Source organism: Burkholderia sp. AU16741 (assembly GCF_002223345.1).
In the GTDB taxonomy this organism is placed as follows: domain Bacteria; phylum Pseudomonadota; class Gammaproteobacteria; order Burkholderiales; family Burkholderiaceae; genus Burkholderia; species Burkholderia sola.
The window spans coordinates 28,559-50,272 of the sequence record NZ_NKEZ01000004.1; the positions used below are offsets into that span (position 1 = coordinate 28,559).

A 21,714-nucleotide genomic window follows, 5' to 3' on the forward strand; every position below is an offset into this window, starting at 1 on the left:
TTAATGTTTCAGACCGCCATAGCGATCCTCGCGGATCACGCGCGGCGTGATTTCGCGCGGCTCGATCGTCACCGGCTGGTACACGACCCGCTTCTCTTCCGGGTCGTAACGCATTTCGACGTAGCCCGACACCGGGAAGTCCTTGCGGAACGGGTGACCGATGAAGCCGTAGTCGGTGAGGATGCGGCGCAGGTCGGGGTGGCCTTCGAACACGATGCCGTACAGGTCGAACGCTTCGCGCTCGTACCAGTTCGCCGAGGTCCAGATGTCGACCAGCGACGCCACGATCGGCAGATCGTCGTCCGGCGCGAACGCGCGCAGGCGCAGACGCCAGTTGTTCGTGACCGACAGCAGGTGCGACACGGCCGCGAAGCGCGGGCCGTCGTAGGCGCCGTCGCCGAAGGTCTGGTAGTCGACGCCGCAGAGGTCGATCAGCTGCTCGAAACGGAGCTTCGGATCGTCGCGCAGCGTCTTTGCGACTTCGAGGTAATCGCTCGCCTTCACGACGAGCGTCAGTTCACCGATCGCTTCGGTGAGGCTCACCACGCGCGCGCCGAGCGCGGCTTCGAGGTTTGCCTTGAGAGTCTCGATTTTGCTTGCCATATTGAGGGGACGCTCGGGGCTTTATTGACGGGCGATGGTATTGGTGCGGCGGATCTTCGCCTGAAGCTGGATCACGCCGTAGACCAGCGCCTCGGCCGTGGGCGGACAGCCCGGCACGTAGACGTCGACCGGCACGATCCGGTCGCAGCCGCGGACCACCGAGTACGAGTAGTGGTAATAACCACCGCCGTTTGCGCACGACCCCATCGAGATCACCCAGCGCGGCTCGGCCATCTGGTCGTACACGCGGCGCAGCGCGGGCGCCATCTTGTTGCACAGCGTGCCGGCGACGATCATCACGTCCGACTGACGCGGGCTCGGACGGAACACGACCCCGAACCGGTCCAGATCGTAACGGGCCGCGCCCGCATGCATCATCTCGACGGCGCAACACGCGAGCCCGAACGTCATCGGCCACAGCGAGCCGGTACGCGTCCAGTTGATCAGCTTGTCAGCCGTCGTGGTGACAAACCCTTCCTTCAAGACCCCTTCGATACTCATTTGCTTTCCACTCCAGACGAGCGACCGAGCGTGGCCGCCCATGCAAACCGGCGATTAACCCATCACTCCCAGTCGAGGCCGCCTTTCTTCCAGATATAGGCAAAGCCCAGCAGGAATTCGAGCAGAAAAATCATCATTGCGATGAAACCCGGCCAGCCGATGTCCCGGAGCGCGACGCCCCACGGGAACAGGAATGCGGTTTCGAGATCGAAGATGATGAACAGGATGGCGACGAGGTAATACCGAACGTCGAACTTCATCCGGGCGTCTTCAAAGGCTTCGAAGCCGCACTCGTACGGTGCGTTCTTCTCGACGTCCGGCTTGTTGGGACCAAGGAGCTTGCCGATGCTGACCAGCGCTATACCTAAACCAGTGCCCACGAGGAGGAACAACAAGACGGGGTAATAGGCTGCGAGGTTCAAGGCAATCCTCTATCGGTTGGTTCTGAGCGTCCGGAGAATACCACTTCCGGCGGAAGGAATCATTTCGGAGTACAGGCGATCGCAAGACAACCGCAAGCACACCCCAGAAATGAAAAATGCCAGCCACTAGAAGCGGCTGGCATTGAGTAACTTTGGTGCCGACGGCGAGACTCGAACTCGCACAGCTTTCGCCACTACCCCCTCAAGATAGCGTGTCTACCAATTTCACCACGTCGGCACTGCATGCAACTCGGGTTGTGCTGCTTGTTCCCGCGAATCGCTTCAAGAATTAAATTCTAACCCGAGTTCCAGATTTGTTCAACGCACAACCGCAAAAAAATTAACTTTTTATTTCGGGACATCCTGGCCCGGCGCGCTCGCGGCCGAACCGGCTGCAGCGGACGCCGCGACGGCCGGCGCCGATGCCGCGGGCGCCGATGCCGGCGCGGTCGCGGCCGTGCCGAGCACGCCTGCCGACGGCGTCGACTTGTACGAACCGAGGTACGTCAGCGCAAGCGTCGAGACGAAGAAGATCGCCGCGAGAATGCCCGTCGTGCGCGACAGGAAGTTCGCCGAGCCCGTCGCACCGAACAGGCTGCCCGACGCGCCGCTGCCGAACGCGGCGCCCATGTCGGCACCCTTGCCGTGCTGCAGCAGCACCAGCCCGATCACACCGAGTGCAGACAGCACCTGCACCACAATAATCAACGTCTTGAATAACAGCATCACACCCACCCGATTGGATCGGGCGACCGGACCGACCGGCCGCCGTCATGGTTCAATTCGATCTCGGACCGCTCAATGCGCGGCCCGGCAGATCGCCAGGAAATCTTCCGCCTTCAGCGACGCGCCGCCGATCAGGCCGCCGTCGATGTCCGGCTGCGCGAACAGCTCTTCCGCGTTGTCCGGCTTCACGCTGCCGCCGTACAGCACGGACACGTCCGCCGCCCCCTTCGCCGCGAGACGCGTACGCAGGAACGCGTGCACGTCCTGCGCCTGCGCCGACGTCGCGCTCTTGCCCGTACCGATCGCCCAGACCGGCTCGTACGCGACGACGATGCGCGCGGCTTCGTCGGCCGTCAGCACGGCCAGCACCGCGTCGAGCTGCGCACCGACGACCTGCGCCGTCGCACCCGACTCGCGCTCGTCGAGCGTCTCGCCGACGCACACGACCGGCGTGAGGCCCGCAGCGAGCGCGCGTTGCGCTTTCGCGGCGACCGTCTCGCTGCTTTCGCCGTGATACGCGCGACGCTCCGAATGGCCGACGATCGCATACTGCGCGCCGAACTCCGCCACCATCGCGGCCGCCACCTCGCCGGTAAACGCGCCTTGCTCGTGCGCGGACACGTCCTGCGCACCGAACGCGACACGGCCACCGCCGAGCTGCGCCTGAACCTGCGCGAGATACGGGAACGGAACACACACGCCGATGGACGTTTCAGCCGCCACCGCGCCCGCACCCTGCACCACTTCGTTCAGCAGCGCCTGGTTGCCGGCCAGCCGGCCGTGCATCTTCCAGTTGCCGATCACTCGCTTTGTTCGTTGTTTCGACATCGTGTCCGTCTCGTCACTATCTTGTCATTAACGTGCCGGAACCCGGCCGTCAGGTTGGATCTGGCGAAGCAAACCCGCGATTTTACTGCGCGCGGCTTGAACCGGTCAAACCGCGTATGTCAAGCCCGCCACCCGGGCCCTCATGCGTTCGCGCCCCAATCGAGCACGATCTTGCCGATGTGCTCGCCGCTCTCCATCAGCGCATGCGCCTGCGCGGCCTCGCCGGCCGGCAGCACACGGTAGATCACGGGTTTAATGCGACCGTCGGCGAGCAGCGGCCATACGCGCGCCTTCAATTGCGCGGCGATGCGCGCCTTGAACTCGACCGGGCGCGGGCGCAGCGTCGAGCCCGTCACTGTCAGCCGGCGGCGCAGGATCTCGTTCAGGTTGACCTCGGCCTTCGCGCCGCCGAGCAGCGCGATCAGCACGAGACGACCGCCGTCCGCGAGCGCGGACAGCTCGCGCGGCACGTACGAGCCCGCCACCATGTCGAGGATCACGTCGACGCCTCGATCGTGCGTCAGCGACTTCACGACCTCGACGAAGTCTTCGGTCTTGTAGTCGATCGCACGCTCGGCGCCGAGCGCCTCGCACGCGCGGCACTTGTCGGCGGTGCCGGCCGTCGCGAACACGCGAAAGCCAAGCGCATGCGCGATCTGGATCGCCGTCACGCCGATGCCGCTCGAGCCGCCCTGCACGAGCAGCGTCTCCTGATCGCCGCCCTCGCCCGCGCCGAGCTGCGCACGGTCGAACACGTTGCTCCACACGGTGAAAAACGTTTCGGGCAGCGAGGCGGCCTCGATATCCGTGAGGCCGTCCGGCACCGGCAGGCACTGCGGCAGCGGCGCGACCGCATATTCGGCATAGCCGCCGCCCGCGAGCAGCGCGCACACGCGATCGCCGAGCTTCAGGCCGAACGGGTTCAGCGCCGCATCGGACACGTCCCCGCCGACGATCTCGCCCGCGACCTCAAGGCCCGGCAGATCCGACGCCCCCGGCGGCGGCGCATAGGCGCCCTTGCGCTGGAACACGTCGGGCCGGTTCACGCCGGAAGCCGCCACCTTGATCAGCACCTCGCCGCGCTTCGGTTCGGGGCGCGGACGCTCCGCGAGCTTCAGCACGTCGGGGGCGCCGAATTCGGTGATTTCGATGGCTTTCATGGTGAGAATCGCTCCAGGATCGGAATCGGATGGCACGCCCGCGCGCACGGCGGCGGGCGCCTCGCCGGCGCTGCTGCGCCGCACAACGATGCTACAGAAAAAACGGCCGGCACGCTTTCGCACTGCCGGCCGTTGATCCGCCTGTCCGCTTACTGCTGCGGCGGCGTATCCGACTGCGCTGCCGCCGCTGCTTCATTCAGCAGCGCCTTGGCCGACAGACGCACGCGACCCTTCTCGTCCGTCTGGATCACCTTGACCTTCACCTGCTGGCCTTCCTTCAGGTAGTCGTTGATGTCCTTCACGCGCTCGTTGACGATTTCCGAGATGTGCAGCAGGCCGTCCTTGCCCGGCAGCAGGTTCACGATCGCACCGAAATCGAGCAGCTTGAGCACCGTGCCTTCGTACACCTGGCCGACTTCGATTTCAGCCGTGATCTGCTCGATGCGCTTCTTCGCTTCGGCCATGCCTTCGCTGCTCGTGCTCGCGATCGTCACGACGCCGTCGTCCGAGATGTCGATCGTCGTGCCCGTTTCCTCGGTCAGCGCGCGGATCACCGAACCGCCCTTGCCGATCACGTCGCGGATCTTTTCCGGGTTGATCTTGACCGTGATCATGCGCGGCGCGAATTCCGACAATTGCGTGTTCGCGCCGGACACCGCCGACGTCATCTTGCCGAGGATGTGCATGCGGCCTTCCTTCGCCTGCGCGAGCGCGACCTGCATGATTTCCTTCGTGATGCCCTGGATCTTGATGTCCATCTGCAGCGCGGTGACGCCTTGCTCCGTGCCCGCGACCTTGAAGTCCATGTCGCCGAGGTGATCTTCGTCGCCGAGGATGTCGGTCAGCACCGCGAACTTGTTGCCTTCGAGGATCAGGCCCATCGCGATACCCGCGACGTGCGCCTTCATCGGCACGCCGGCGTCCATCAGCGCGAGGCAGCCGCCGCACACCGACGCCATCGACGACGAACCGTTCGATTCGGTGATTTCCGACACGACGCGGATCGAGTAGCCGAATTCGTCGGCGCTCGGCAGGCACTTGACCAGCGCGCGCTTAGCCAGACGGCCGTGGCCGATTTCGCGGCGCTTCGGCGAGCCGACGCGGCCCGTTTCGCCGGTCGCGAACGGGGGCATGTTGTAGTGGAGCATGAAGCGCTCGCGGTATTCGCCTTCGAGCGCATCGATGATCTGCTCGTCACCCTTCGTGCCGAGCGTCGCGACGACCAGCGCCTGCGTCTCGCCGCGCGTGAACAGCGCCGAGCCGTGGGTACGCGGCAGCACGCCGGTGCGGATCTCGATCGGGCGCACGGTGCGCGTGTCGCGGCCGTCGATGCGCGGCTCGCCGTTCAGGATCTGCGAACGGACGATCTTCGCCTCAATGTCGAACAGCACGTTGCCGACCGTTGCCTTGTCGGCCGCGACCGTACCGGCCGCCAGCGCGTCTTCCTCGAGCTTCGCCGACGTCGCCGCGTAGACTTCCTTCAGCTTCGCCGAACGCGCCTGCTTGTCGCGCAACTGATAAGCGGCGAGCAGATCGTTCTGCGCCAGCTCGGTCACGCGTGCGATCAGCGCCTCGTTCTTCGGCGCCGGCTGCCAGTCCCACTCGGGCTTGCCGCCGTCGCGCACCAGTTCGTGGATCGCGTCGATCGCGATCTGCATCTGCTCGTGGCCGAACACCACGGCGCCCAGCATCACTTCTTCCGACAGTTGATCGGCTTCCGACTCGACCATCAGCACGGCGCGCTCGGTACCCGCGACGACGAGGTCGAGGCTCGATGCCTTGAGCTGGTCGCGCGTCGGGTTCAGCACGTACGCGTTGTCGATGTGCGCGACGCGCGCGGCGCCGACCGGGCCGTTGAACGGCAGGCCCGACACGGCGAGCGCGGCCGATGCGCCGATCAGCGCGGGGATGTCCGCCGGGATTTCCGGGTTCACGGACAGCACGTGGATCACGACCTGGACTTCGTTGTAGAAGCCTTCCGGGAACAGCGGGCGCAGCGGACGGTCGATCAGGCGCGACGTCAGCGTTTCATGCTCCGACGGACGGCCTTCGCGGCGGAAGAAGCCACCCGGGATCTTGCCGGCCGAGTAGGTCTTCTCGAGGTAGTCGACGGTCAGCGGGAAGAAATCCTGGCCCGGCTTCGCCGACTTCGCGCCGACGACGGTTGCCAGCACGACGGTGTCCTCGACGTCGACGATCACGGCGCCGCTCGCCTGGCGGGCGACTTCACCGGTTTCGAGGCGCACCTTGTGCTGGCCCCATTGGAATTCCTTCACGACCTTGTTGAACATGGACATGGTTGCTCCTTTGTATTCATGCATTTCATTCGCCGCGCCGGCCATCCCGCGCGGCGGCGTCCCGACCGAATCACCCGGAGCAAGGTGTGTTTTTTATGCCATTCCAGCGCGGCGCTCAGGCAGCGACGCGCTGGAATGACACAAATCCTGCCCCGGTATCGATCGCGGCGGCGGCCCCGCACGAACGTACGGGACAGCCTGCGATGCGTGTGACGCTACGCACCGCGCAAAAACAAAATGCCTGCATCAGCGGACTGACACAGGCATCTTGCTGGCGGCAATCGCCTCGATTACTTACGCAGACCCAGCTTCTCGATCAGTGCGCGGTAACGGTCGGCATCCTTGCCCTTGAGGTAGTCGAGCAGCTTGCGGCGGCGGCTCACCATGCGCAGCAGGCCGCGGCGGCTGTGGTGATCCTTCGCGTGGGTCTTGAAGTGACCCGTCAGTTCGACGATACGTGCGGTCAGCAGTGCGACCTGGACTTCGGGCGACCCCGTGTCGTTGGTACCGCGGGCGAACTGAGCAACGACTTCCGACTTCTTGATATCTGCAACAGACATGTGATTTCCTTTCTAACTGAACAGGCGGACACGGAAGAATGGCCGTGCCGTGACTTACAACCGGCGCGCATTGTAGCACAACTCGGTGCCGTTCTTACCGCTTCCCGTCACGGGCGCGTCATCGAACACGTCGACGGCATCTCCGTGCGTTGCGCCGGCACCGCGAGCACCGTCCGGAAGCCATAGCCCGACCCCTCGTTGTCGAAGCGCACGCCCGGCGTGCCCGCCTTGTCCATTTCCATCACGTAAAGGGGCTGGATCAACTGGTGATCCTGCGCGCGCATCCGCGACGCGTGGAAGCCGTCGTCGAACGACAGCCCCTCGAGCGCGTGCGCGACCGCGACGGGGTCGGCCGAACCCGCGCGGGTCATCGCGGCGGCCAGGATCTGGATCATCTGGCTCATCCGTCGTACCGGGTAATCGTCCTGGGCGGCCGGGAAACGGGTCCGGAACGCGCGGTAGAACGCATCGGACGCAGCGCCGCCCGCGTTCGGGTGCCAGTCGGCCACCGCCACGACGCGGCCGACACCCGCGTCGCCGAGGGCCGCCGGCGCGCCGAGGCTGTTGCCGTAGAACGTATAGAACTTCGCGTTCAGCCCCTGTTCGCGCGCCGCCTTCACGAGCAGCGTGAGGTCGTTGCCCCAGTTGCCGGTCACGACGGCGTCCGCGCCGCTCGCGCGGATCTTCGCGATATACGGCGAGAAATCCTTGATCCGGCCGATCGGATGGAATTCGTCGCCGGCGATCGTCACGTCCGGGCGCCGCGCGGCCAGCGCCTGCCGCGCGAGGGTGCTGACGTCGTGGCCGAAGCTGTAGTCCTGGTTCAACAGATAGACCTTGCGCAGCGCACGATCGCGCGCCATCACGTCCGCGAGCGCCGCCATCCGCATGCCGGCATGCGCATCGAAGCGGAAATGCCAGAAACTGCAGCGCGCGCCGGTCAGCGCGGGATCGTCGGCCGAGTAGTTCAGGAACAACATCCGGTTGTCCGGATCGCGTGCGTTCAGCTTGTCGAGCGCCGCGACGAGCGCGGCCGCGACGGCGGAGCTGTTGCCCTGCGCGACGAAGCCGACATGGCGATCGGCGGCCGCGCGCAACTGCACGAGCGCCTCCTCGGGGCTGCCCTTGCTGTCGAGCACGACGAGCTCGAGCGGGTGCGCGCCATCGCGCAGCTTCACGCCGCCCGCCGCGTTGACCTGCTCGACGCCGAAACGCAGGTTGCGCTCGACCGCCGCGCCCGCGTTCGCGAACGGGCCCGACATCCCTTCGATCAGCGCGATCCGCACCGGCTCCCCGCCGGCAAACGCGGACGACGCCAGCATCCACCCCGCGCCCCACGCGAGCGCGCATCGCTTCCATCCCTGCATCGGCCACCTGCCCTTCAATCTGCCCGAGAAGCGCGGATCATAGGCCGCGGCGCCCGCCGCCCGCAAGCGCGACGGGCGGCGATCCGCACCGATTTTTTCCGCGCGATGCGCGATCGCGCGCCGTCCGTGATAAAACGGGACTTGTTTCCGTGTTCAGGAGAATCCGATGCGCTCTCGCATTCCCGTGCGCCTGCCGGTACTGGTCGCTTGCACGGCCGCGCTGCTGGCCGGTTGCGCGCAACCGTGGCAGCAATACCAGGCCGGCCAGGACGAGTCGGCGATCGTCGCGCGCATGGGCCCGCCGCGCGAGATCTACGACCTGCCGGGCGGCGGCAAGCGCCTGATGTGGCCGACCCAGCCGATGGGCGAGATCACGGTCGCGGCCGACGTCGACGCGGCCCACCGGATCGTCAACGTGCGCCAGGTGCTGCAGCCGAGCGAGTTCTATCGCGCGGAGATCGGCAAGTGGACGAAGACCGACGTCCTCGTCAATTTCGGACGCCCGGTCGAGACGTCCTACTTCCCGCTGATGAAGCGCGAGGTGTGGACGTACCGGTATCTCGAGGACAACGTCTGGTACATGATGTACAGCTTCTACTTCGATCCGCAAGGCATCCTGCGCACCACGCAGAAAACGCCGGACCCGCTGCACGATCCCGATCGCCGCACTCTGTTCTGACCGATTGCGCATTGACGCGCAATTGTCGCAATGGCCATTTACGAATGATTGCGTGAATGGCCATTTCTTTTTTTCCGCTGCCTTATTTAATTTCGCGAATTACACGGAAAACTTTTCCGATCGTTAACATTTCGATGACAATACGCTGAACGCCCCGTCATGCGGGCGCCTGCGCATAAACAGGCATATCTGACGCATATCATGCGTCTCACTGGTGCATGCAATGCACTACGCCCAATCAATTTGAAACAATTTGTTTCAACCCACCCGGACTGCTAGGGCATACCCCTAATATCAGTCGAAATCGAACCTTTCAACTTAGAAAGAATGTCGTTCCGTCGTTTCGAGCGATATTTATTCGCCTTGATCACAAAGGAGTCCTCATGAACCGCCCCAAGAGCATGCTGGTTGCCAACATTGCCTGGGCCCGCGAGACGCGCGAACACACGCCGGGCTTCTTCGACGCGCTTGCGCGCGGCCAGAACCCGCGCGTCCTGTGGATCGGCTGCGCCGACAGCCGCGTGCCGGCCGAAACCATCACGCACTGCGCGCCCGGCGAGCTGTTCGTCCATCGCAACATCGCGAACCTGTTCCAGCCGGACGACGACAATTCCGCCAGCGTGCTCGAGTACGCGGTGCGGGTGCTGAAGGTCGACCACGTGATCGTGTGCGGTCACTACGGGTGCGGCGGCGTGCGCGCATCGCTGCTGCCGCCACCCGCCGACCTGCCGCACGTCGCGCGCCGCATTGCGCCGCTCTGCGCGCTCGCGCGGCGCCATCGCGACGCGCTCGACGGGCTCGACGACCTGGCCGCCGCCGATCGCCTCGCCGAGCTGAACGTGCTCGAACAGGTGCGGCTGCTGCGCGCGTCGCCGATCGTGCGCGGCCGCGAACGGCCGCCGCTCGTGCACGGCTGGATCTTTTCGCTCGCCGACGGCCGCCTGAAGGAGCTCGATTCCGGCTATGCAGCACCGCCGGCCGAAGCCGACGCCGAAGCCGAGCCCGAGCCTGTTGCGACCGCCGCCGCGCTCGGTTGACCCGCGCCGCCCTCCACGCCAACGACACCACCCCAACCATGAAACTGAACGAGCGCCTGTCCACCCTGCCGCGCGACATCGTCGCCGGCATCGTCGTTTTTCTCGTCGCGCTGCCGCTCTGTCTCGGCATCGCCAATGCCTCCGGCGTCGAACCGTTCGCCGGGCTCGTGTCCGGCATCGTCGGCGGCATCGTCGTCGCGCTGCTGAGCGGCTCGTCGCTGTCCGTCAGCGGGCCGGCCGCCGGCCTCGTCGTGATCGTCGTCGAAGGCATCGCGCAACTCGGCAGCTTCTCCGCGTTCCTGCTCGCGGTGCTGCTGTCCGGCGTGCTGCAGTTCGGCTTCGGCATGTTGCGCGCCGGCCGTTTCGCCGCCTACGTGCCGTCGCCCGTCATCAAGGGCATGCTCGCCGCGATCGGCCTGCTGCTGATCGTGAAGCAGATTCCGTTCGCATTCGGCATCGGCGGCCAGCCCGCGCAATCGTTTGCGAGCTGGCTGGCGCTGCCGACCGCATGGGCCGCCACGGCGATCGCGCTTGCGTCGCTGGCGCTGCTGATCGCATGGGACACGCCGGCACTCAAGCGCTTCGCGTGGGTGCGTTCGGTACCGGCTCCGCTCGCGGTCGTCGTGCTCGGCATCGGCGCGACGCTCGTGCTCGGCATGGTCGCACCGGCAGCCGCGCCGGGCGCCGCGCATCGCGTCACGCTGCCCGAATTCGACTCGTTCGCGGCGCTCGCGGCATCGCTCAAGCATGCGGAACTCGGCCCGAACTTCGCGCACCTGGTCAATCCGGACGTCTGGCGGGTTGCGATCACGCTCGCGGTCGTCGCGAGCCTCGAGACGCTGCTGTGCCTCGAAGCGGTCGAACAGATCGATCCGAAGCGGCGTCCGACGCAGCCCGACCGGGAGCTGAAGGCACAGGGTGTCGGCAACCTTGTCGCGGGCGCGGTCGGCGGCCTGCCGATCACGTCGGTGATCGTGCGCAGTTCGGCCAACGTCAACGCCGGCGCGCAAAGCCGGATGTCCGCGATCGTGCACGGGATCCTGCTGCTCGCGAGCGTATTCGCGCTCACCGGCCTGATCAACCTGATCCCGCTCGCGAGCCTGGCCGCGATCCTGATCCACACCGGTATGAAGCTCGCGAAACCGGCGCTGTTCCGCTCGGTGATGAAGCAAGGCCCGGCCGCGTTCGCGCCGTTCGCCGCGACGATCGTCGGCGTGCTCGCAGTGGACCTGCTGTTCGGCATCGCGCTCGGCCTTGCGTGCAGCGTGCTGGCCGTCGCCGTCGCGAACCTGAAGAGCCCCGTCACGCTCGCGCAGCATGACGACCACTTCCTGCTGTCGTTCCGCAAGGACGTGTCGTTTCTGGGCAAGGTGCAGGTCAAGCACCACCTGCGGCACATTCCGGACCGGGCGGCGGTGATCATCGACGCGACGCGTGCCGACTACATCGACCACGACGTGCTCGAACTGCTCGATGGGTTCGTCGCCGATGCGCCGCGGCGCGGGATCGCGGTCGAGTTCCGCCGGCGTCAGCCGGCGGCACGCACGGCTGCGCGCCGCTGGCTGTTCCGCGCGCCGGCCGCCGAATGAGCGGCCAATGAAAAAACGCCCCGGGCGGCGCAGGGCCGCACGGGGCGTTTCGGAGCCGTGTAACGCGCGCGCGGCGGCGCGCGACGCTTACGAGCGCTGCGGGTTGACCTTGTCGTCCTTCGAGTGCAGCTTGTTCAGCGCGGAAATGTACGCCTTCGCGGATGCGGCGACGATGTCCGGATCGGTGCCGACGCCGTTGACGATCCGCCCGCTCTTCGACAGCCGGACCGTCACCTCGCCCTGCGCCTGCGTGCCGGTCGTGATCGCGTTCACCGAGTACAACAGCAGCTCGGAGCCGCTACCGACTTCGCCCTCGATCGCATTGAACGTCGCGTCGACCGGGCCGTTGCCGCGCGCCTCGCCGGTCACTTCCTTGCCCTCGACCGCGAACACGACCTTGGCCTGCGGCTGCTCGCCCGTTTCCGAACGCTGCGACAGCGACACGAACTTGAAGTGCTCCTGCTCCTGCGCGAGCGCCGATTCCTCGGACACGATCGCGATGATGTCCTCGTCGAAGATCTCCGCCTTGCGGTCGGCCAGATCCTTGAAGCGCATGAACGCGGCATTCAATTCGGCTTCGCTGTCGAGCGATACGCCGAGTTCCTGCAGGCGCTGTTTGAACGCGTTGCGGCCCGACAGCTTGCCGAGCACGATCTTGTTCGCGGTCCAGCCCACGTCTTCCGCGCGCATGATCTCGTAGGTGTCGCGCGCCTTCAGCACGCCGTCCTGGTGGATGCCCGACGCGTGCGCGAACGCGTTCGCGCCGACCACCGCCTTGTTCGGCTGCACGACGAAGCCGGTGATCTGCGACACGAGCTTCGACGTCGGCACGATCTGCGTGGTGTCGATGCCGACGTCGAGGCCGAAGTAGTCCCTGCGCGTCTTCACGGCCATCACGATCTCTTCGAGCGACGTGTTGCCCGCGCGCTCGCCGAGGCCGTTGATCGTGCACTCGATCTGGCGCGCACCGCCGATCTTCACGCCGGCGAGCGAGTTCGCGACCGCCATCCCGAGGTCGTTGTGGCAATGCACCGAGAAGATCGCCTTGTCCGAGTTCGGAATGCGCTCGCGCAGCGTCTTCACGAGGTTGCCGTAGAGTTCCGGCACGCCGTAGCCGACCGTGTCGGCGATGTTGATCGTCGTCGCGCCTTCGGCGATCACGGCTTCCAGCACGCGGCACAGGAAGTCGAGATCCGAGCGGCTGCCGTCTTCCGGCGAGAATTCGACGTTGTCGGTGAACTTGCGCGCGAAACGCACCGCGAGACGCGCCTGCTCGAACACCTGGTCCGGCGTCATCCGCAGCTTCTTCTCCATGTGCAGCGGCGACGTCGCGATGAACGTGTGGATCCGCGCGCTGTTGGCCGGCTTCAGTGCGTCGGCGGCGCGCTGGATGTCCTTGTCGTTGGCCCGCGCCAGCGAGCAGATCGTGCTGTCCTTCACGAGACCGGCGATCGTGTGGATCGCGTCGAAATCGCCGTTCGAGCTGGCCGCGAAGCCGGCCTCGATCACGTCGACCTTCATCCGCTCGAGGTGCTTCGCGATGCGGATTTTCTCTTCCTTCGTCATCGACGCACCGGGCGATTGCTCGCCGTCACGCAACGTCGTATCGAAAATGATCAGCTTGTCTGTCATGGGGGGCTCCAGGGCTCTTTATACGGAAGTCAAACGTAATGAGATCGCGCCACCGCTGGCGACGCTCAACAACAGACGAGGCTTGAGACGGGGGGCGAGAACGGTCAGCGCGGCAGGCGCGCCAAAGCTAGCGCGCGTAGCGGCGCACCGGCTAGAAGGAGGGAGAAGCGGGGAAATGCGGTCATGGCGGAGACTATAGCGACATTCCGCTGGCCGCGCAATCGGACGGCACCCGGGAATCGACGCGGCCCGGCTCGAAAAAGGGGCAAATGAAAACGGCGGCTCCGAGGCCGCCGTTTCCGGGCAGATCAACGATCGTGCGCGGCGTCAGTGATCGCGCTGCGACGAGCGCGCCGGATTCGCCCGCCCACGAATGGCCATGTAGGCCCAGAACACGTAGCCGGACAGCCCGTACAACACGAACAGGCAGAACAGCATCAGCGGCGGATCCGACGACACGAGCACGAACGCGACGACGACGAGCAGGATTGCCGCGAACGGCACGCGGTGCCGCACGTCGAGCGCCTTGCCGCTGTAGAACGGCGCGTTCGACACCATCGTCACGCCCGCGTAGATCGTCAGCGCGAACGCGACCCATGGCAGCCAGCCGAGCTTCATCGGCACGCGGTTGTCGGTCGCGAGCCACACGAAGCCCGCGATCAGCGCGGCGGCGGCCGGGCTCGGCAGCCCCTGGAAGAAGCGCTTGTCGACGCTGCCGATGTTCGTGTTGAAGCGCGCGAGGCGCAGCGCGGCGCCCGAGCAATAGACGAACGCGGCGAGCCAGCCCCAGCGGCCGAGATCCTTCAGCACCCACTCGTACATCACGAGCGCGGGCGCGACGCCGAACGACACCATGTCCGACAGGCTGTCGAACTGCTCGCCGAACGCGCTCTGCGTATGCGTCATGCGCGCGACGCGCCCGTCCATCCCGTCGAGCACCATTGCGACGAAAATCGCGATCGCGGCGATCTCGAAGCGCACGTTCATCGCCTGCACGACCGCGAAGAAGCCGCAGAACAGCGCGGCGGTCGTGAACGCGTTCGGCAGCAGATAGATGCCGCGCGTCTTCAGGAACCGCTGGCGCGCGGCGCGGCGGCTTTCGAGCGGCGCCGCATCGGGCGCCATCACCTTGTTGCGGCGGAACGGGCGTGGCGTCTGGCCGGAGCCGTTACGCGGCCGACGCGGTTTGAATGCGGCCATCGTGCGCCCCGCCCCTTACTGTTCGAGCTCGGCGAGGATCGTCGACGACGCGTAGACCTTCTCGCCGATCGACACCTTCGCGCGGCTGCCGAGCGGCAGGTACACGTCGACGCGCGAACCGAAGCGGATGAAACCGTAGCGCTGGCCGCGCGACAGCGGCTCGCCGGCGCGCACGTAGCACAGGATCCGGCGCGCGATCAGGCCGGCGATCTGCACGGACGTGACGGTCTTGCCGCTCGCCGTCTGGATCACGACCGCGTTGCGCTCGTTCTCGGTCGACGCCTTGTCGATCGCCGCGTTCAGGAACGCGCCGGGGAAGTACTCGACCTTCGAGATCGCGCCATCGACCGGCGAACGCTGCGAATGGACATTGAAGACATTCATGAACACGCTGATCTTCAGCGCTTCGCGGTTCGCGTACGGATCCTGCGCGGTCTCGACCGCGACGATGCGGCCGTCCGCCGGGCACAGCACCGCGTTCGGCTGCGCCGGGATCGGGCGCTGCGGATCGCGGAAGAACTGGACGACGAAGACGAGCAGCAGCCAGAACGGCCACGCGAAGCCGAAGCCCCCGACGGCATGGATCAACAGCGCGATGACGGCTGCAATCGCGATGAACGGCCAGCCTTCGCGCGCGATGATCGGATGAGGATAGTTCATGGATTCGTTCTGTGTTCGGTGAATTGCAAAGCCCGTAGCATAACAAAAGCCGCCCGGGGCACTGCTGCCTTCGGACGGCTTTTTGATGCCGGCCCTTCGCTTGAAGGGCCGGAACAGCACCTTTTGCTGCTGACGGTGCTTAGTTCTTCGTCTGGTCGACGAGCTTGTTCTTCGCGATCCACGGCATCATCGCGCGCAGCTTCGCGCCGACCTGCTCGATCTGGTGCTCGGCCGTCAGGCGGCGGCGCGACTGCAGCGTCGGCGCGCCTGCCTTGTTCTCGAGAATGAAGCTCTTCGCGTACTCGCCCGTCTGGATGTCGGTCAGGCACTGCTTCATCGCCTTCTTCGTCTCTTCCGTGACGACGCGCGGGCCGGTCACGTATTCGCCGTACTCGGCGTTGTTCGAGATCGAGTAGTTCATGTTCGCGATGCCGCCTTCGTAGATCAGGTCGACGATCAGCTTCAGTTCGTGCAGGCACTCGAAGTACGCCATTTCCGGCGCGTAGCCGGCTTCGACCAGCGTCTCGAAACCTGCCTTGATCAGCTCGACGGTACCGCCGCACAGCACGGCCTGCTCGCCGAACAGGTCGGTTTCGGTTTCTTCACGGAAGTTCGTCTCGATGATGCCGGCACGGCCGCCGCCGTTCGCCGCCGCGTACGACAGCGCGATGTCGCGTGCCGCGCCCGACTTGTTCTGTGCCACAGCGATCAGGTGCGGCACGCCGCCACCTTGCGAGTACGTGCCGCGCACGGTGTGGCCCGGTGCCTTCGGCGCGATCATGATCACGTCGAGGTCGGCGCGCGGAATCACCTGGCCGTAGTGGACGTTGAAACCGTGCGCGAACGCGAGCGCCGCGCCTTGCTTGATGTTCGCGTGCACTTCCTTCGCGTACACGTCGGCGATCTGCTCGTCCGGCAGCAGCATCATGACGACGTCCGCGCCCTTCACCGCCTCCGCGACTTCCTTGACCGACAGGCCGGCGTTTTCGGCCTTGCTCCACGACGCGCCGTCCTTGCGCAGGCCGACCGTCACGTTCACGCCGCTTTCCTTCAGGTTCAGCGCGTGTGCATGGCCTTGCGAGCCGTAGCCGATGATCGTGACTTGCTTGCCCTTGATGAGGGAGAGGTCGGCGTCTTTGTCGTAGAAAACGTTCATGATGGTTCCTTCGCTAATTCAAAAAATTCAATAATTCGTTCGGATGGAATACTGCGGGCCGGGACATGACGGCGCACCCGGCGTGCCATTTTTGGCTATGTCGGCATCACACCTTCAGGATGCGCTCGCCGCGTCCGATGCCGGAGCTGCCGGTGCGCACGGTCTCGAGGATCGCGCCCGCGTCCAGCCCCTGGATGAATGCGTCGAGCTTGTCGCTCGCGCCCGTCAATTCGATCGTGTAGGTCTTCTCGGTCACGTCGATGATGCGGCCGCGGAAAATATCCGACATCCGCTTCATTTCTTCACGCTCCTTGCCCACTGCACGTACCTTGATCAGCATCAGCTCGCGTTCGATGTGTGCACCGTCGGTCAGGTCCACCACTTTCACCACCTCGATCAGGCGGTTCAGATGCTTCGTGATCTGTTCGATCACGTCGTCGGAGCCAATGGAAACGATGGTGAGCCGCGACAGCGATTGGTCTTCGGTCGGCGCCACCGTCAAGGTTTCGATGTTGTAGCCGCGTGCGGAGAACAGGCCGACCACGCGCGACAGCGCGCCCGGTTCGTTCTCCAGCAGGACGGAAATGATGTGTCTCATGTTCGCTTCTTCCAGAATGTGTCCGTGTCGATTCACTCGCGCCGCGCGCCGCCGCGTGCCGCACCGCCCTTCGTGAAGGCGGCCGCATCGGGCCGGGCGCGCGTCGCGCCGTTACAGATCTTCCGATCCGAGCAGCATCTCGGTGATGCCCTTGCCGGCCTGTACCATCGGCCAGACGTTTTCGGTCGGATCGGTCTGGAAGTCGAGAAACACGGTGCGGTCCTTCAGGCGCAATGCTTCCTTCAGCGCCGGCTCCACATCCGAAGTCTTTTCGATCCGCATGCCGACGTGGCCGTACGCTTCGGCGAGCTTCACGAAATCGGGCAGCGCATCCATGTACGAATGCGAATAGCGCTTGCTGTATTCGATCTGCTGCCACTGGCGGACCATGCCGAGATAGCGGTTATTCAGCGAAATGATCTTCACGGGCGTGTCGTACTGCAGGCAGGTCGACAGTTCCTGGATGCACATCTGGATCGAGCCTTCGCCCGTGATGCACAGCACGTCGTCGTCCGGATGGGCCATCTTCACGCCCATCGCCGCCGGCAGGCCGAAGCCCATCGTGCCGAGGCCGCCGGAGTTGATCCAGCGACGCGGCTTGTTGAAACGGTAGAACTGCGCGGCCCACATCTGGTGCTGGCCAACGTCCGAGCACACGAACGCATTGCCGTCCGTCAGCTCCCACGCCTTCTCGACCACGTACTGCGGCTTGATGATCTCGCTTTCGCGGTCGAACTTCAGACAGTCCTTCGCGCGCCAGCCCTCGATGTCCTTCCACCATTGCGCGAGCGCCTCGGTGTCGGGGCCATGCTCGGCCGTCTGCAGCTGCTCGATCAGTTCCTTCAGCACTTCCTTCACGTCGCCGACGATCGGAATGTCGACCTTCACGCGCTTCGAGATCGACGACGGGTCGATGTCGATGTGAATGATCTTGCGCGGGCGCGACGCGAAGTGCGCCGGGTCGCCGATCACGCGGTCGTCGAAGCGCGCGCCGATCGCGATCAGCACGTCGCAGTGCTGCATCGCCATGTTCGCTTCGTAGGTGCCGTGCATGCCGAGCATGCCGAGGAATTTCCTGTCCGACGCACGATAGCCGCCGAGGCCCATCAGCGTGTTCGTGACCGGGTAGCCGAGCAGATCCGCGAACTGATTCAGTTCACGCGACGCATCGGCGAGGATGATGCCGCCACCCGTGTAGATGTACGGACGCTTGGCCGTCAGCAGCAGCGACACGGCCTTGCGGATCTGGCCCGAATGGCCCTTCGTGACGGGGTTGTACGAACGCAGCGACACGCTCTTGATCGGCTCGTACTGGCACGGCGTCTTCGAGATGTCTTTCGGGATGTCGATCAGCACCGGGCCCGGACGGCCGGTGCGGGCGATGTAGAACGCCTTCTTGACGGTTGCCGCGAGGTCGCGCACGTCCTTCACGAGGAAGTTGTGCTTCACGCACGGACGCGTGATGCCGACGGTGTCGCATTCCTGGAACGCATCCTGACCGATCGCGGCAGTCGGCACCTGGCCGCTGATCACGACCATCGGGATCGAATCCATGTATGCCGTTGCGATGCCGGTCACCGCGTTGGTGACACCGGGGCCGGACGTCACGAGACAGACGCCGACGTTGCCGGTGGAGCGCGCATACGCATCGGCTGCGTGCACGGCCGCCTGTTCATGGCGCACCAGCACGTGCTGAATCTTGTCCTGCTTGTACAGCTCGTCGTAGATGTAGAGAACCGAGCCGCCGGGGTAGCCCCAGATGAATTCGACGTTTTCGTCGGCCAGTGCCTTCATGAGCACGGTGCCGCCGATGGAGTCGCTATCGGGAGGGGAAAGGGGTTCCGACGTGGAGAATTCCGCGCTGGGCATGTTCATTTTGACCTTTCGAATTTTCGGCAAAAAATTGATCGGGTGCTCTCTGCCGGGCTTGTGGCTCGGGTTCAAGCGGCGCGTCCAGTTTGAAGGGCGGGCTTCTTGGGCCAGCCTCAAATGAGACCATCACTTCATGTTGCGAATCGCTGACGATAGCCGGTCGCGATGGGGCCGTCAAGCAAAATATCCCGCAGCGCATCATGCGCGCCGCCCGGCGCCCGCCCGGCGCGGCTCGCGCGCAACGTGCGGCGCCCGACCCGGTGCCAAGCCGCGCGAAAATTTGATAGCATCCGCGGGTTTTACGAAATTTTTCGACCTTTTACACCACGCAGCGGGCCGCAGCGCATACCTTCACGGAATGGCATCAGACAAGGAACTCGCCGACTTTCTGGCGGGCGTCGAAAGGCGCGCGTTCAAGCAGGCTGCGTACGCCGTACGTGACGACGATGCCTCGCTCGACATCGTGCAGGACGCGATGATCAAGCTCGCGGAAAAGTACGGCGACCGGCCGGCGGCCGAGCTGCCGCTGCTTTTTCAGCGGATCCTGCAGAACGCGATCCACGACTGGTTCCGCCGGCAGAAGGTCCGCAACACGTGGGTGACGCTCTTCTCGTCGCTGAACAACACCGACGACGACGACTTCGACCCGCTCGAAACGCTTGAATCCGCGGACGACAACGCGGGCGTCGAGAGCAGCGAGCACCGCCTCGAAAGAGAGCAGGTCCTGGCCCTGATCGACGAAGAAATCCAGAAGCTTCCGACGCGTCAACGGGAAGCGTTCCTGATGCGTTATTGGGAAGATATGGATGTCGCCGAGACTGCCGCCGCAATGGGGTGCTCCGAGGGCAGCGTGAAGACGCACTGCTCGCGAGCCACTCACACCCTGGCGCAAGCGCTCAAGGCCAAAGGAATCACGCTATGAGCTCCGCAAACCGAGAACACGAATTCGCGCTGAAGGTGCGTCGCGCGCTGGACGAGCGCGCGGCCGCGCTGCCTGCCGCGACCACCGATCGGCTGGCCGTCGCCCGCCGGGCCGCGCTCGCGCGCAAGAAGCCCGAAGCCGCGAGCGCGCCGGTGTTCGTGCCGGCCTTCGCCGGCGCGGCCGGCGCCTACGGCCCGACGCCCGCGAACCGCGTGCCGACGTCGTTCGCCCGCCGCCTGCTGCGCGCGTGGCCGCTCGCGTTGCTGCTCGCGGGGCTCGTCGGCATCGCGTACTGGGAAGACATGCAGCGCACCGCCGAACTCGCCGACATCGACGCGGCGATGCTCAGCGACGACCTGCCGCTCAATGCGTATCTCGATCACGGGTTCAACGCGTATCTTTCGCGCGCTCACTAACAGACAATAACGAGGGGATCGCACGGGTGAGTCAGAAGCGCGGCCTGGCCGTATTTTTCGGATGCGTGATCGCGATCGCCGTTTCCTACGTCGCCACGTATCCCCGATTCCACCCGGCCCCCGCGACGGCGCCCGTCGCGACCACCAGCCCCGCCGCGCCCGCGTCGACCGCGACCGGGCTGACCGCCGAACTCCCGCCGCTGCCCCTTCCGCTGCCGTTGCCGGCCGCCACCGGCCCGCTGTCGTGGGCACGCCTCACGCCGGCGCAGCACGCGGCCCTCGCGCCGTTCGCCGACCAGTGGGACGGCTTCAGCGACGCCCGCAAGCGTAAATGGCTGAAGATCGCATCGCGTTTCGCGAAGTTGTCGCTGGATAACCAGAAACGCCTGCAGGAGCGGATGACCGAATGGGCGAAGATGACGCCCGAACAGCGCCGCGTCGCGCGCGAGAACTACCAGAGCGCGAAGGAGCTGTCCGCGCAGGCGCGCGAGCGCGCGTGGAAGGCCTACCAGCAACTCCCCGAGGAGCAGAAGGAACGGCTTGCCGCCGCCGAGCGCCGCCGCCGGCCGAGCGTCGTCAGCGCGCCGCCGACCGTCGCCGACCGTGACGTCCGCCGCCTCGTCAACTCGCACGAACGCCCGGCGAGCGGCGCGGCTGCCGCCCCGGCGCCCGCGTCGGCCGGTGCCGCCGCGCAGCCGGTGCCGGCATCGTCGACGTCCGGCACCGCATCGGCACCGGCCGCGGTCGTGCCGGTGTCGCCCGCCGACGCGCCTTCGCTGTTCAAGGGCTCCTGAGCGGCCGTGGCGAACGCCCGCGCGCCCGAGACCCCGGCCGCCGCGCCGTCCGTACGGCGGCGCCTTGCCGCGCTGCTCTACGAAGGCGTGCTGCTGTTCGGCGTCGTGTTCTTCGCCGGGCTCGCGTTCAGCCTGGCGACGCAACAACGCAACGGCCTCGTTCATCACAATCTGCTTGCCGCGTGGATCGCGCTCGTCGTCGGCGCGTATTTCGTGTGGTTCTGGACGCACGGCGGCCAGACGCTGCCGATGAAAACCTGGCGGCTGCGGCTCGAATCGTCGAGCGGCCGGCCGCTGAGCGCCGGCCACGCGCTCGTCCGCTACGCGCTCGGCTGGCTGTGGTTCCTGCCGCCGCTCGCGCTGCACCCGCTGCTCGGCCTGTCGGTACCCGTCACGCTCGCGCTCGCCGCCGCATGGATCGTCGTGTGGGCCGGCGCCGCCCGCTTGCACGCCGGCCGCCAGTTCCCGCACGACCGGCTCGCGCGCACCCGCGTCGTCGCGATACCGCGCTGACGCGCCGCATTCGCCAGACGAAAGCCGCTCGCCCATCCCGCCCCCGATCGAGCCGGACGGCCTTGCCGGACAAGCGCCGGCCGTTCGGTGCGGCAGCTAACGCAACGCCCGCTCGTTCACGGCTAAACACCCTTCAACGGTCGTAATAAGAACGTCTCGTGACTGTCACGGCACAGTCACGC

Annotated in this window: 22 protein-coding genes and 1 tRNA gene; 7 read left to right on the plus strand and 16 right to left on the minus strand. The window is 65.8% G+C overall.

Going from position 1 to position 21,714, the window contains the following annotated elements:
• From CFB89_RS11480 to CFB89_RS11530, 10 genes are all read right to left on the minus strand, one after another.
• Nucleotides 1-603 carry an NADH-quinone oxidoreductase subunit C gene (locus CFB89_RS11480; protein WP_006478264.1) on the minus strand — a complete coding sequence of 201 codons (603 nt, stop codon included), beginning with the start codon at nucleotides 601-603 and terminating at the stop codon, nucleotides 1-3.
• 21 nt (nucleotides 604-624) lie between these two features.
• On the minus strand, nucleotides 625-1,104 hold the full coding sequence (locus CFB89_RS11485; protein ID WP_006398799.1) for an NADH-quinone oxidoreductase subunit B family protein: 480 nt from the start codon (nucleotides 1,102-1,104) through the stop codon (nucleotides 625-627).
• Between the two features lie 62 nt (nucleotides 1,105-1,166).
• Nucleotides 1,167-1,526, minus strand: a complete 360-nt coding sequence (locus tag CFB89_RS11490; RefSeq protein ID WP_006398798.1) for an NADH-quinone oxidoreductase subunit A — start codon at nucleotides 1,524-1,526, stop codon at nucleotides 1,167-1,169.
• A gap of 153 nt (nucleotides 1,527-1,679) precedes the next feature.
• A tRNA-Leu gene (locus tag CFB89_RS11495) sits at nucleotides 1,680-1,764 on the minus strand.
• A 110-nt stretch (nucleotides 1,765-1,874) separates the two neighbouring features.
• A complete protein-coding gene (gene secG / locus CFB89_RS11500) occupies nucleotides 1,875-2,252 on the minus strand; it encodes a preprotein translocase subunit SecG (RefSeq protein WP_089468018.1) in 378 nt (125 codons plus the stop codon).
• Nucleotides 2,253-2,324: 72 nt separating this feature from the next.
• Nucleotides 2,325-3,080 carry a triose-phosphate isomerase gene (gene tpiA, locus CFB89_RS11505; RefSeq protein ID WP_089468019.1) on the minus strand — a complete coding sequence of 252 codons (756 nt, stop codon included), beginning with the start codon at nucleotides 3,078-3,080 and terminating at the stop codon, nucleotides 2,325-2,327.
• A gap of 140 nt (nucleotides 3,081-3,220) precedes the next feature.
• Nucleotides 3,221-4,240, minus strand: a complete 1,020-nt coding sequence (locus CFB89_RS11510) for an NAD(P)H-quinone oxidoreductase (RefSeq protein WP_089468255.1) — start codon at nucleotides 4,238-4,240, stop codon at nucleotides 3,221-3,223.
• Nucleotides 4,241-4,389: 149 nt separating this feature from the next.
• Complete coding sequence (gene pnp, locus CFB89_RS11515; protein WP_089468020.1) at nucleotides 4,390-6,537, minus strand: polyribonucleotide nucleotidyltransferase; 2,148 nt, start codon at nucleotides 6,535-6,537, stop codon at nucleotides 4,390-4,392.
• 290 nt (nucleotides 6,538-6,827) lie between these two features.
• Nucleotides 6,828-7,097, minus strand: coding sequence for a 30S ribosomal protein S15 (rpsO, locus tag CFB89_RS11525; protein WP_006398792.1), 270 nt, complete (start codon nucleotides 7,095-7,097; stop codon nucleotides 6,828-6,830).
• A 107-nt stretch (nucleotides 7,098-7,204) separates the two neighbouring features.
• Nucleotides 7,205-8,464, minus strand: coding sequence for a branched-chain amino acid ABC transporter substrate-binding protein (locus CFB89_RS11530; protein WP_089468022.1), 1,260 nt, complete (start codon nucleotides 8,462-8,464; stop codon nucleotides 7,205-7,207).
• 166 nt (nucleotides 8,465-8,630) lie between these two features.
• On the opposite strand from CFB89_RS11530, the gene CFB89_RS11535 reads away from it, so the two are divergent.
• From CFB89_RS11535 to CFB89_RS11545, 3 genes are all read left to right on the plus strand, one after another.
• On the plus strand, nucleotides 8,631-9,143 hold the full coding sequence (locus CFB89_RS11535; protein WP_089468023.1) for a hypothetical protein: 513 nt from the start codon (nucleotides 8,631-8,633) through the stop codon (nucleotides 9,141-9,143).
• Between the two features lie 383 nt (nucleotides 9,144-9,526).
• Nucleotides 9,527-10,180, plus strand: coding sequence for a carbonic anhydrase (locus tag CFB89_RS11540; RefSeq protein ID WP_089468024.1), 654 nt, complete (start codon nucleotides 9,527-9,529; stop codon nucleotides 10,178-10,180).
• A 38-nt stretch (nucleotides 10,181-10,218) separates the two neighbouring features.
• Nucleotides 10,219-11,769: a SulP family inorganic anion transporter gene (locus CFB89_RS11545; protein ID WP_089468025.1), complete on the plus strand. Its 1,551-nt coding sequence runs from the start codon at nucleotides 10,219-10,221 to the stop codon at nucleotides 11,767-11,769.
• Between the two features lie 87 nt (nucleotides 11,770-11,856).
• Here CFB89_RS11545 and CFB89_RS11550 read toward each other — a convergent pair whose 3' ends face one another.
• The 6 genes from CFB89_RS11550 to CFB89_RS11580 form a co-directional block, all read right to left on the minus strand.
• Nucleotides 11,857-13,401: a 2-isopropylmalate synthase gene (locus tag CFB89_RS11550; RefSeq protein WP_089468026.1), complete on the minus strand. Its 1,545-nt coding sequence runs from the start codon at nucleotides 13,399-13,401 to the stop codon at nucleotides 11,857-11,859.
• 327 nt (nucleotides 13,402-13,728) lie between these two features.
• Entirely contained in the window at nucleotides 13,729-14,601 is an 873-nt protein-coding gene (pssA, locus tag CFB89_RS11560) for a CDP-diacylglycerol--serine O-phosphatidyltransferase (protein ID WP_089468027.1), read from the minus strand.
• Between the two features lie 15 nt (nucleotides 14,602-14,616).
• Nucleotides 14,617-15,261, minus strand: coding sequence for a phosphatidylserine decarboxylase (locus CFB89_RS11565; RefSeq protein WP_006491035.1), 645 nt, complete (start codon nucleotides 15,259-15,261; stop codon nucleotides 14,617-14,619).
• A gap of 139 nt (nucleotides 15,262-15,400) precedes the next feature.
• Nucleotides 15,401-16,417: a ketol-acid reductoisomerase gene (gene ilvC, locus CFB89_RS11570; protein WP_034190794.1), complete on the minus strand. Its 1,017-nt coding sequence runs from the start codon at nucleotides 16,415-16,417 to the stop codon at nucleotides 15,401-15,403.
• Between the two features lie 106 nt (nucleotides 16,418-16,523).
• Nucleotides 16,524-17,015: an acetolactate synthase small subunit gene (gene ilvN / locus CFB89_RS11575; RefSeq protein ID WP_006398781.1), complete on the minus strand. Its 492-nt coding sequence runs from the start codon at nucleotides 17,013-17,015 to the stop codon at nucleotides 16,524-16,526.
• Between the two features lie 111 nt (nucleotides 17,016-17,126).
• Nucleotides 17,127-18,890, minus strand: coding sequence for an acetolactate synthase 3 catalytic subunit (locus CFB89_RS11580; RefSeq protein WP_089468028.1), 1,764 nt, complete (start codon nucleotides 18,888-18,890; stop codon nucleotides 17,127-17,129).
• A 355-nt stretch (nucleotides 18,891-19,245) separates the two neighbouring features.
• Between CFB89_RS11580 and CFB89_RS11585 the strand changes: the two genes are divergently transcribed.
• From CFB89_RS11585 to CFB89_RS11600, 4 genes are read left to right on the plus strand one after another with little or no spacing between them, the layout of a single operon-like run.
• Nucleotides 19,246-19,809 (plus strand): RNA polymerase sigma factor, encoded by a 564-nt coding sequence (locus tag CFB89_RS11585; RefSeq protein ID WP_027784998.1) that lies wholly within the window; start codon nucleotides 19,246-19,248, stop codon nucleotides 19,807-19,809.
• Nucleotides 19,806-20,225, plus strand: a complete 420-nt coding sequence (locus tag CFB89_RS11590; RefSeq protein WP_089468029.1) for a DUF3619 family protein — start codon at nucleotides 19,806-19,808, stop codon at nucleotides 20,223-20,225. The genes CFB89_RS11585 and CFB89_RS11590 overlap by 4 nt, the downstream gene beginning before the upstream one ends.
• A 26-nt stretch (nucleotides 20,226-20,251) precedes the next feature.
• Nucleotides 20,252-21,019, plus strand: a complete 768-nt coding sequence (locus tag CFB89_RS11595) for a DUF3106 domain-containing protein (protein ID WP_089468030.1) — start codon at nucleotides 20,252-20,254, stop codon at nucleotides 21,017-21,019.
• A gap of 6 nt (nucleotides 21,020-21,025) precedes the next feature.
• Complete coding sequence (locus tag CFB89_RS11600) at nucleotides 21,026-21,532, plus strand: RDD family protein (RefSeq protein ID WP_089468031.1); 507 nt, start codon at nucleotides 21,026-21,028, stop codon at nucleotides 21,530-21,532.
• Nucleotides 21,533-21,714 lie beyond the last annotated feature (182 nt).

Bases quoted from the DNA above. Each gene is read 5' to 3' on its own strand.
- CFB89_RS11585 (WP_027784998.1), top strand. From the start codon at position 19,246: ATGGCATCAGACAAGGAACTCGCCGACTTTCTGGCGGGCGTCGAAAGG.
- CFB89_RS11535 (WP_089468023.1), top strand. From the start codon at position 8,631: ATGCGCTCTCGCATTCCCGTGCGCCTGCCGGTACTGGTCGCTTGCACG.
- CFB89_RS11590 (WP_089468029.1), top strand. From the start codon at position 19,806: ATGAGCTCCGCAAACCGAGAACACGAATTCGCGCTGAAGGTGCGTCGC.
- rpsO (WP_006398792.1), bottom strand. From the start codon at position 7,097: ATGTCTGTTGCAGATATCAAGAAGTCGGAAGTCGTTGCTCAGTTCGCC.
- secG (WP_089468018.1), bottom strand. From the start codon at position 2,252: ATGCTGTTATTCAAGACGTTGATTATTGTGGTGCAGGTGCTGTCTGCA.
- CFB89_RS11510 (WP_089468255.1), bottom strand. From the start codon at position 4,240: ATGAAAGCCATCGAAATCACCGAATTCGGCGCCCCCGACGTGCTGAAG.
- CFB89_RS11485 (WP_006398799.1), bottom strand. From the start codon at position 1,104: ATGAGTATCGAAGGGGTCTTGAAGGAAGGGTTTGTCACCACGACGGCT.
- CFB89_RS11580 (WP_089468028.1), bottom strand. From the start codon at position 18,890: ATGAACATGCCCAGCGCGGAATTCTCCACGTCGGAACCCCTTTCCCCT.
- CFB89_RS11530 (WP_089468022.1), bottom strand. From the start codon at position 8,464: ATGCAGGGATGGAAGCGATGCGCGCTCGCGTGGGGCGCGGGGTGGATG.
- ilvC (WP_034190794.1), bottom strand. From the start codon at position 16,417: ATGAACGTTTTCTACGACAAAGACGCCGACCTCTCCCTCATCAAGGGC.
- CFB89_RS11550 (WP_089468026.1), bottom strand. From the start codon at position 13,401: ATGACAGACAAGCTGATCATTTTCGATACGACGTTGCGTGACGGCGAG.
- ilvN (WP_006398781.1), bottom strand. From the start codon at position 17,015: ATGAGACACATCATTTCCGTCCTGCTGGAGAACGAACCGGGCGCGCTG.
- CFB89_RS11480 (WP_006478264.1), bottom strand. From the start codon at position 603: ATGGCAAGCAAAATCGAGACTCTCAAGGCAAACCTCGAAGCCGCGCTC.
- pnp (WP_089468020.1), bottom strand. From the start codon at position 6,537: ATGTCCATGTTCAACAAGGTCGTGAAGGAATTCCAATGGGGCCAGCAC.
- CFB89_RS11565 (WP_006491035.1), bottom strand. From the start codon at position 15,261: ATGAACTATCCTCATCCGATCATCGCGCGCGAAGGCTGGCCGTTCATC.
- CFB89_RS11540 (WP_089468024.1), top strand. From the start codon at position 9,527: ATGAACCGCCCCAAGAGCATGCTGGTTGCCAACATTGCCTGGGCCCGC.
- CFB89_RS11545 (WP_089468025.1), top strand. From the start codon at position 10,219: ATGAAACTGAACGAGCGCCTGTCCACCCTGCCGCGCGACATCGTCGCC.
- pssA (WP_089468027.1), bottom strand. From the start codon at position 14,601: ATGGCCGCATTCAAACCGCGTCGGCCGCGTAACGGCTCCGGCCAGACG.
- tpiA (WP_089468019.1), bottom strand. From the start codon at position 3,080: ATGTCGAAACAACGAACAAAGCGAGTGATCGGCAACTGGAAGATGCAC.